General features: G+C 25.7%; 4 protein-coding genes. 3 read left to right on the forward strand and 1 reads right to left on the reverse strand.

Going from position 1 to position 10216, the window contains the following annotated elements:
* Positions 1-103: 103 nt before the first annotated feature.
* From GBZ86_RS08820 to GBZ86_RS08830, 3 genes are all read left to right on the forward strand, one after another.
* Entirely contained in the window at positions 104-895 is a 792-nt protein-coding gene (locus GBZ86_RS08820) for an ABC transporter ATP-binding protein (RefSeq protein WP_152889782.1), read from the forward strand.
* Positions 895-2535, forward strand: a complete 1641-nt coding sequence (locus GBZ86_RS08825; RefSeq protein WP_152889785.1) for a hypothetical protein — start codon at positions 895-897, stop codon at positions 2533-2535. Before GBZ86_RS08820 ends, GBZ86_RS08825 begins: the two co-directional genes overlap by 1 nt.
* 808 nt (positions 2536-3343) lie before the next feature.
* On the forward strand, positions 3344-7660 hold the full coding sequence (locus GBZ86_RS08830) for a beta-N-acetylglucosaminidase domain-containing protein (protein WP_152889787.1): 4317 nt from the start codon (positions 3344-3346) through the stop codon (positions 7658-7660).
* Between the two features lie 646 nt (positions 7661-8306).
* Here the strand turns inward: GBZ86_RS08830 and GBZ86_RS17110 are convergent.
* Positions 8307-10216 (reverse strand): SGNH/GDSL hydrolase family protein (locus GBZ86_RS17110; RefSeq protein WP_170272194.1); only part of this gene is annotated, 1910 nt, incomplete at its 5' end.

Below are 10216 nucleotides of genomic sequence, written 5' to 3' on the forward strand. Positions count from 1 at the left end.
TATTAGAATATTACTTTTTTATATTTTAAAAGAAGTATTTTTGTAAACATTTAATTTGATAAGAATGATAAAATTATGTAAAAACAGTGAAGGGAAGAATTATATGGAAAAATTAGATGTGGCAATAAGTTTAAAAGATTTAAAAATGAATTATGGAAGTAAAGAAGTTCTAAAGGGAGTAAATTTAGATGTTTACAAAGGACAAATAATAGGATATATAGGACCAAATGGAGCAGGAAAAAGTACAACAGTAAAAATAATGCTAGGATTAGTTGAAGGATATGACGGTGAAGTTGAAATATTAGGAGAAAAATTAACTAATAATAGCTATAAATACAAAAAACATATAGGATATGTTCCAGAGATTGCAGATATTTACGATAGTTTAACTCCTAGAGAATATTTAACTTTTATTGGTGAATTATATGGTATGGATGAAAACATAGTTGAAAATAAAATAAAAAAACTTCTAGAAATTTTTAATATGCAAGAGGCATATAATTCAAGAATATCTTCTTTTTCTAAAGGAATGAAACAAAAAATTTTAATAATATCAAGTCTTATTCATAATCCAGATATATTATTTTTAGATGAGCCTTTAAGCGGATTAGATGCAAATAGCGTTATGGTGGTAAAAGAAATATTATCATCTTTAGCTCAAAATGGTAAAACCATATTTTATTCATCTCATATAATGGATGTAGTTGAGAAAATAAGTAATAGAATAGTTTTAATTGCTAATGGTCAAATACAAGCAGATGGTTCTTTTGAAGAGCTTAAGCAAAAATCAAAAGAGGGTTCTTTAGAAGAAATATTTAATAAAATTACAGGCTTTGATGAGCATAAACAATTAGCAGAAAGATTTGTATCTATTATACAAGGGGATGAAAATTAATGAAGGATTTTAAAATACTTAAGCTTATGGATAAATTCAAAGGAGTATTTGAGAAATTTGGTGTAGAATACGATATTATGAGAAAAATACTTCAAGTAAAGTTTACTATGGATGGAAGAAGAGTTCCTACAATATTTAAAAATAGCAGACAAAATAAAGATAAAGATAAAAATAAATTTTTTACTACATTATGGATGTATTCGATTATAGGAATATTTATGATTCCTGTAATGTTTATAGGAGATTCATATATGCTTCAAATGTCAATAATAACAGGAATGTTTATGTTTATGTTGTCTACAACTTTAATATCTGACTTTTCAACTGTTTTATTAGATATAAGAGATAGAGGAATAATATTAACCAAGCCTGTAAAATCTATTACTTTATCTATGGCTAAGGTGATGCATGTATCTATATATATGTTTTACACAAGTATAGCATTAATGGGACCTATGTTATTAATAAGTGTAGCAACAAAGGGAATTACATTTTTTGTGATATCACTAATAGAAATAATATTAATAAATTTATTAATAATTTCATTAACAGCTTTTATATATTTATTAATTTTGAAATTTTTTGATGGTGAAAAATTAAAGGATATAATAAATTTTGTTCAAATAATATTATCAATTGTAATGATTGTAATATATCAATTAATAGGAAGAGTATTTTCACTTATTGATTTAAAAGTTGTTTTTAATTTAAAATGGTGGCATTTATTTTTACCACCAATATGGTTTGCAGCTCCTTATGAGATAATTTTAAATAGAGATTTTAGAGGTGAAATGATATTATTAGCAGCATTAGCAATTGCAACTCCTATAATATTAATACTACTATATATAAAGCTAATGCCTACATTTGAAAGAAACCTACAAAAGTTAAATAATTTCAGTCATAAGACTAAGAATAAAAAGAGTTTATTAGAAAAGTTATCAAAATACATTTGTAGAAATAAGTATGAAAGAGCTTTTTTAAAATTTTCATTAAGCATTATGAAAACTGAAAGAGATTTCAAACTTAAATTATATCCTAATTTATCCCTAAGTTTTATTTTTCCTTTTATATTTTTGTTTCCTATTTTTTCAAAAGAAGGACTTCAAGGATTGGCAAATACAAAATTATATTTAATATTATATTTAGGAAGTTTATTTTTTGTAATAGGAATTACTTTAATAGAGGGCTCTACAAATTATAAAGGAGCTTGGATTTACAAAGTGTGTCCTATAAAAGATATATCAGTAGCTGTAAGAGCAGCCTTTAAAGCATATATTATAAAATTTATTATTCCAATATTTTTTGTGCAAAGTGTACTATTTATATTAATATTTAATATAAGAATACTACCTGATATTATAATTATGTTTTTATCTATTATTTTAAATATGATTATATACTTTAAAGTTTCTCAAAAAGCATTACCTTTTTCTAAAATAGCAACTGAAGCAGGAAAAAGTAATATAGGTATTATGTTTTTTGCTATGTTAATAACTGGGGTTTGTTGCACTGCACATTATATATTACTTTCAACTATGGGTGAAATAGGAGTATATATTTTATTAGTAATTATGATTTTATTAATAGCTTTAACATGGAAAACAATGTTAAAAATTTCTTGGAATAAAATTAAATAAATCTTAGAAGAAAAAACTTTTATGGTTAATTAATTAAATTAATCATAAAAGTTTTTTTTATTATAAAAAGTTCTTGAAAATTAAATGGTAATATTATAAAATTAAGTAAAATAATGGAAATTATTTTAACTTTCCCAATTTGAAAAATTTAAAATTTGCAAAAATCAATTTAATATATAGTTTAATTTTAAGAAAGGATGTGCATAAAGTTTAAAATGAAAATTTTTTTAATATTTACTTAGAAGCAAATAAAAATAGGAGAGTGCTCTTTAGTTTAAAAGACTTATAAAGTATCTAGTTCATGTTTCTAGTAAGTATAAAAGGAGGTCGATTTTATAGAAAGTGGTAGAAAACAAAATTTAAAAAGCTTTTTTCATGATGACATTAATAGGTTTAAATATATGTATATCTAAAAGAGTTAAGAAAGTTTTATAAGCTATAAAATAAAATAAAAGAGAAATGTAATTGCTTTTTTAGCAAATTATTAATAAAGGTTTAAAAGAAACATACTTAATATTAGATATATATTAATTTAAGACATAAACGTAGTTGGTTCAATATATATTTTCACCTAAGAATTAAATAAAAGCTAATTTAGCTAAATTAGAGGTGTTAATAATATATATTTTAAATTTTAGTATGTTGATAATGATGATAATTTAAAAGTTTATAAAATAGTTAATAAGCCCTGTAATAACAATTTATCCCTTTAATTAAGAACATAGGTTAGATGTAAAAGCCTAACCTATGTTCAATTTGATTTTAAGGAATACTTATTAATATATTTTATGTAAGGTAGGGGAAGGTTATGTTAAAGAAGTCAAAAAAATTTATAACTTCTATGTTAAGTTCATGTTTAATAATGGGTATTATACCTATATCTAATATAACAGTAAATGCTGAAGGGAAAAGCTATAAAGTAGATTTAAACAAAATTAATCCGGTAGTACAAGATTTAAATGAAATTGGAGAAGGATTTACTTTAACAGATACAGTAGAATTGGTTGGTTCTGATACTGCTGATTTTCAAGCAGTTAAATTTCTTAAAAATTTATTAGAAACTAACAATGTTAAAGTAAATTTAGTAAATAAAGAAGAGGATGTTAACTATAATAATACAGTTATTATATTAGGTGAAGCAACTGGAGAAAGTGTTGATGTAGTAATTGAAAATACAATTACTGCATTACCAGATATAAATTCAGAAGCTGCATTTAGTAATGATGAGGGTTATACTTTATACACATCAAATGATATTCAAGGAAAAGAGTCTGGAGTTATTGTTATAGCTGGTAAAGATGAAGATGGAACATACTATGGAGCAAGAACTTTAGAGCAAATAATTCAATTAGATGGAACTAATATTGGAGTTCCAGAAGTTGATGTGGAAGACTATCCAGAAGTAAGTTTTAGAGGGATAGTTGAAGGTTTTTATGGTGATCCTTGGACACATGAAAATAGATTAGGACTTTTAGAAATGAGTGGAGATAATAAAATGAACACTTATATATATGGTCCTAAAGATGATCCATACCATAGAGGTAAATGGAGAGAACCATATCCACAAGCAGAGGCACAAAAAATAGCTGAATTAGCTACAAAGGCTACTGAAAATAAAGTGGATTTTGTATGGGCAGTTCATCCAGGTGGAGATATTAATTTTAATGATGAAGATTACAATACATTATTAGATAAGTTTGAACAAATGTATGACTTAGGAGTACGAGGATTTGCTGTATTTTTTGATGATATAGGAGGAAATAGTCCACAAGCTCAAGCTGGAAATCAAGCATGGCTTTTGAATAAGTTAAATGAAGACTTCATAAAAGTAAAAGGAGATGTTGCCCCATTAATACTTTGTCCAACAGAATATAATAAATCTTGGGCAAATAAAAACCCAGGAACTTATTTAGATATATTAGGAGATGAATTAGATCCAAGCATTCAAGTAATGTGGACTGGAAATGATGTAATGTCAGATATGGATTATGAAACCTTAGATTGGGTAAATAAAAGGATAAATAGAGAAGCTTATGTATGGTGGAACTTTCCTGTTAATGACTATTGTAGAGACAAACTATTATTAGGATCAAGTTATGGATTAAATCCTAATATGAGTAATGCTGGGGGGTTTACATCAAATCCAATGAATCAAGCAGAAGCATCAAAGTTTGCGTTATTTAGTGTGGCAAATCATACATGGAATACTGATGCATACAATTCAGAACAAAGCTGGCACAATGCCATAGAAACTTTAGTACCAGAAGTAGCTGAAGATTTTAAAGTATTTTCAACTCATAACACTGATCCAGGTCCAAGATATAGAAGAAAAGAATCTGAACATATTGCTTCAACATTAGATAGTTTTAAAAATAAATTATCTAATAATGAATCAGTAGTAGATGATGGAGAAAGGCTAATTCAAGAATTTCAAGCTATAAAAAAAGCAGGAAGTAACATAATAAAAAATTGTTCAAATAAAACATTAGTTAATGAAGCAGAGCAATGGTTACAGTCATTTGAGCAGCTTGGAATAGCAGGAGAAAGTACAGTGAAAGCTGTTATAGCTCTTCAAGAGGGAGAGTATGATATTTGGTGGAATAATTATCTTGAGGCTAAAAAGGCATTAGATGAAATGGCTAGAATAGACAAGCATAATAGAGAAGTTCTAAAGAAAAGTGGAATAACTGTGTCATCACAAAAATTAACTCCATTTGTAAAAAGTATGTTTAAAGATGTTGAAGGTCTTTATATAAATGAAGTTTATAAAGATGACGATAGTGTTTATAAAGTTAAACCATATACTTCATTAAAAGATAAAGGTAGCATAGATAATATGTTAGATGGAGATGAAGAAAGTTATTGGTATTCTCAAGCTCTACAGGAAGTTGGAGATTACTACGGAGTGGATTTAGGTAAAGTAATTCCAATAAAAGATATTACTATAATCCAAGGAAGAAATGATGACGATCATGATAGATTCCATAAAGGAATATTAGAATATTCAATAGATGGAGAAACTTGGACAGCTATAGGTGAAGAAAGAACAGAAACTAAGATTTCTGAGGAAAATTTAAATATAGAGGCTAGATATATTAGGTATAGAGCAACTTATGCGGGAATACCTGGAGGAAAGCCAGATTTATGGACTGCTATTAGAGAATTTACTGTAAATAAAAATTCTGGAGATAAAATATTCACTAATATTGAAAGTATAAATAATTTAGAAGTAATAGTAGATTCTCAAACAGGAAGTATAGCTTATCCACAAATAACAGATTTAGAAATAGCACCTAAAAGTTATTTAGGTATTGAGTTAAAAAAACTTGCAAATATTAATGAAGTAAATTTAGCTTTTACAGGTGAATTGTCAACATTGAAATTACAATATTCTATTAATGGTATAGAGTGGACAGATTTAGAAACTACTATTAATAATGGAGAGTTAATAGCAACAGAAAATTTTGTAGCTAAATATGTAAGAGTATTAAATAATAGTGAAGAGGTTGTAATTGGAAATTTATCTAAGTTTGAAGCTATGAGAGATATAGAAGTAAATAAAATAGCTTCAACTAATGCTAAGATATATGAAGGAAAAGTTGAAAATTTAACAGATGGAAATTTTAACACTTATTTATGGACAAAAGAACAAAAAGTAGGTGACTATTATGAAGTAGATTTAGGTGCTCCAATAGAACTTCATGATGTAAATATATATTCTCACAATAGTGACTATATAAGATCAGGATTAATAGAGGTATCATCAGATGGAGAAAATTGGACAACAATAAAAGATTTTTCATTGACACCTCAAGTACAAGAATCAAGAATAGATGTTACTGCTGATACAAAAGCTGATTTTAATGTGATTACGGCTGATGCTAAAGGTAATAAGTATAGATATATAAGAACTAGAATGACAGCACCTAGTAATATGTGGACTAAGGTTTTTGAAATAACTTTTAATGAAACTGTTAAGAAAGATGAAGTTTCATCTATTGAATCAACTATACCTGGTGAAATCAATAAAATTGCAGATGGAAGAATGGATACAGCTTTTCAATCTGAAAGAGATATTGAAGCAGAAGATTCAATAATTTATAAATTAACAGATATAAAAGAACTAAAAAATATTCATATATTACAAGATGATGAAGTTATATCAAATGGTAAAGTTAGTGTTAGAACAGTTGATAATAAATGGTTAGATGTTGGTGTTTTAGATAAGGCGTTTAACAATATAAATCTTCAATCTTTAGTTGATTCAGGTAATTCTAATAAAATATTAGATATAAAAATATCTTGGGATGAAAATGCTAAATCATCAAAAATTTATGAAATTAATACACTGGCAGGAAAATTAGAAAAGCCACCAGTGGAAGAGTCAAATGGTAAAGTTAAATTAAATATACCAGATAAAATTAAAGCTGGAGAAGTGCTTAGTATTGGGTTAGGATTAACAGAAGTTAAAGAAGAAGTAAATGCATATGCTGCTGATTATACTATAAAATATGATCCAGCTGTATTTGATTTTAAAGAAGCTAATTCAAGTATGGATGGTATATATGTAAATAGCAAAGAAGTTGTTGAAGGTGAAATAAGGGTATTAGTTGCATCATTAAGTGGTACTGAATTACCGAAGGATTTAGATTTTATAAATGTTTTATTAGAATCAAAAACAAAAGCTGTAGATAGTTTAATATCTGCAAGTAATGTAACTATTGGAAATGATGAAGGTGAAATATTTGAAATCCATGGTGCTGAAAAATCAATAGTTGTTGAAGAGGCTGTAAATCCTCCAGTAACAGGAGTAAAGCCTAATAAACCAAGTGATTTAATAATTTCTGAATCTACTGATAGTACAATATCATTAAATTGGCAAGCACCAGATAATATACCAGTAAAAGAATATATTATTTATAAAGATGGTATTCAGCTTGAAACAATACCAGGAACAGAAACAACTTATAAAGCTAAAGAGTTAAAGGCTAACACCTTATATGGATTTAAAATAGTAGCAGTATCTAATGATAATTTAAAATCAAGACCAATTTCTGTAAATGGAAGAACTAAGAAATCTTCTAAATCAACATTAGTTTCAATGATAAGATCCTTATTAGGTTAATAGTTAACTATATAAAAATTACATTATAAAAAAGTCGTGATTTAAATATCAGGACTTTTTTATAATATATTAAATGATATAAGACAAAATTTTACATAGACTTTTAAATATAAAGATGTATTTTAGAAGTTTATTTAATAAAACAATAAATATTTATTAAATAATTTGTATAATAAAGATAAAAATAACAATATGCTAAAAAAATATAAAAAATAATAATAAATTACAATAAAATGCTTGAAGTTTATTAGTAAATAGTGTAAAATGTAAAATACTTAATGTAAAGGATAACAGAAGGCTTATATATAAATTGTTTAGAAGTATTAAAACAAGAAATATAAATGAGGGGTTATTTGGTGTTTTAATAGAACGGAAAATATAAATATTTAAATTATAGAAATATTAAGTTTTGTAATTAATAAAAGACTAAAATATTCGAGTCTTTTATAATCTTAATACATTAAGGAGTTAAATTAAAAATATAATGAATTTCATTAGAAGAAATAAATAGTAAATGTTAAATGTAAGGGAAAGAAAAATAATTAGTTTAAGGTTGGGTAACTTAAGCTAATTATTTTTTTATTTGAACATATTAAAAAGTCATGATTTTATAACAATCATGACTTTTAACTAATAATAATATGATTTATAAAATATGATTTATAAATTTACTTATTTTTCTTGATAAAATATCTATTCCTTTTTGATTATAATGAAGTCCATCAGGCATTAAAATTTTTCTTTGCTCAGGTATTATAGGATTAATTCCACTATTCTTAAATAAGTCTAATACAGGAATAGAATAATATTCAGCAACTTCTTTTTGAGCATTTGTCCATTGTAATAATGATATACCATTTTTATTAACTTGGTTTAATATTGGAAAACAAGTAATAATAAATAATGCTTTATTAGGATATTTCTTTACTAACCCTAAATACAAGCTATGAAGGGCTCCATAAAAAGTATCAGTATTTTTACTATTAAAATCACCTAAAGGTAAATTTTCTAAGAAATCATTTAGTCCACCTAAACAACAAATTATTTCGGCATTATCATCCATTGATTTATAATTTAAGCACATAGGATATTTTTCTTCATTCCAAGTAGGATCATCTGACTTAGTACAAATTGTAGATCCAAGTTTGCTATAATTTTCAATAGAACTTAAATTTAAAATAAATTTAAGTTGATCTATTAATTTATTTTCAATATCAGAAAATTCATAAGAAGAAAAATCAACAAATAAATCATCACCTAAGCAACTCATAGTACTTCCAGACCAATAAGAATTAATAAAGTTAACATTTGGTTGTGAACTAGTTGTAGAAATTGAAAATGGTTGGTTTAATGAATTAAATTCAGATTTAAGTTCATTAATAGCATCAACGATAGTTTTATTAGTAGTATTTAAATTATTAGTATCTCCAATAATAGATTTATCAACTTTATTTTGAAGTGTTCTATTAATGAAAAAATTACTACTATATAAATTAGCGTTTTGGTCTACCATATTCTCTAAAGAATCTTTAATTTCATTAATAGCAGGAACAATAGTTTTGCTAGTAGTAAATAAACTACTAGTATTTCCAATAGTTGATTTATCAACCTTATTTTCATCCAAATTAGCAATACTAGAAGTATTGATTGAATCAGTAGTAGCTTTAATTTCATTAATGGCATCAACAATAGTTTTATTAGAAGTATTTAAAAGAGCAATATCACCAAAAGCTGATTTATCAACCTTATTTTCAACTAAATTAGCAATACTAGAAGTATTGATTGAATCGGTAGTAGCTTTAATTTCATTAATGGCATCAACTATAGTTTTATTAGAGGTATTTAAAAGAGCAATATCACCAAAAGCTGATTTATCAACCTTATTTTCAACTAAATTAGCAATACTAGAAGTATTGATTGAATCAGTAGTAGCTTTAATTTCATTAATGGCATCAACAATAGTTTTATTAGAAGTATTTAAACGAGTAACATCACCAAAAGTTGATTTATCAACTTTATCTTGAAGTGTTCTATTAATGAAAAAATTACTGCTATATAAATTAGCATTTTGATCTACCATATTATCGAAAAAATCTTTAAGTTCATTAATAGCAGGAACAATAGTTTTATTAGTAGTAAATAAACCACTAGTGTTACCGATAATTGATTTATCAACCTTGTTTTCAGCTAAATTAGCAATGCTAGAAGTGTTGATTGAATCGGTAGTAGCTTTAATTTCATTAATAGCATCAACGATAGTTTTATTGGAAGTATTTAAAAGATCAATATCACCAAAAGCTGATTTATCAACCTTATTTTCAACTAAATTGGCAATGCTAGAAGTATTGATTGAATCGGTAGTAGCTTTAATTTCATTAATAGCATCAACGATAGTTTTATTGGAGGTATTTAAACGAGAAATATCACCGAAAGCTGATTTATCAACCTTATTTTCAACTAAATTGGCAATGCTAGAAGTATTGATTGAATCGGTAGTAGCTTTAATTTCATTAATAGCATCAACAATAGTTTTATTGGAGGTATTTAAACGAGAAA

Source organism: Clostridium tarantellae (assembly GCF_009295725.1).
Taxonomy (GTDB): Bacteria; Bacillota; Clostridia; order Clostridiales; family Clostridiaceae; genus Sarcina; species Sarcina tarantellae.